1 pseudogene is annotated in these 882 nt (G+C 63.3%); it reads left to right on the plus strand.

Features of this window, described 5'->3' with window-relative positions:
• Positions 1–146: 146 nt before the first annotated feature.
• Positions 147–865: pseudogene (locus tag FL344_RS39640) on the plus strand (IS5 family transposase); the annotation flags it as partial.
• Positions 866–882 lie beyond the last annotated feature (17 nt).

An 882-nucleotide genomic window follows, 5' to 3' on the forward strand; every position in this document is an offset into this window, starting at 1 on the left:
CTAGGGGCTGTCCCTGATCTCGTGTTCGAGAGCCGACCCGGCGTGCCGGCTATCTGGCACGTTGGGGCAGAGCCTCAATCGGAGTTGCTGCCTAGCGCTAGGCATGATCAACGCGGGCTGTGCGCCGACATGAACTGAGCGATGCCGAGTGGAGCCGCATCGAGCCCCTGCTGGGCTCCAGGACCGGCCCTCGCTCGAAGCGAGGGGACCGTGACTTCATCAACGCCGTGGTGTGGCGCGTGAAGACCGGGGTGCAATGGCGGGATTTGCCCGAGCGGTTCGGTCACTGGAAGACGGTCTACAATCGGTTCCATCGCTGGACGAAGACTGGGCGCTGGGAAGCCATCTTCAAGGCGCTGCGGCTCGATGTGGATGAGCTTGGCTCCCTTGCTGACGCATCGGTCGTCCGGGCGCATCAGGACGCCGCGGGCGGAAAAGGGGGATCCGAAGCAATGCTTTGGGGCGTTCTCGAGGAGGTTTTTCAACGAAAGTTCACGCCGTCACTACGACGGGAGGTAAGCCGCTCCACGTCGCGCTGACGCCCGGCCAGCAGCACGAGTCCACAATGGCCGAAGAACTTATGGTGCACGCCGAGGGCGCCGCTTTCATTGCGGATACCGGCTATGACGCCGACCGCATCCGCGCCAACGTTCGAAAGCTCGGGATGAAGCCTGTCATCCATTCAAACCCGAGCCGTAAGCGGGCGTTGCCGTTAGACCGCCCCCTGTACCGGATGCGCTACCGGGTGGAGTGCTTCTTCCACGATCTCAAGCGCTTTCGGGCCGTCGCCACCCGCTATGACAAGACGGCGACGAGCTACCTCGCCGTCCTGCACGTCGCATCCATGCTTCTTTGGCTGCGCTAATCAGGGACAGCCCCTAG

This window comes from Myxococcus sp. AB036A (genome assembly GCF_006547355.1).
In the GTDB taxonomy this organism is placed as follows: domain Bacteria; phylum Myxococcota; class Myxococcia; order Myxococcales; family Myxococcaceae; genus Myxococcus; species Myxococcus virescens.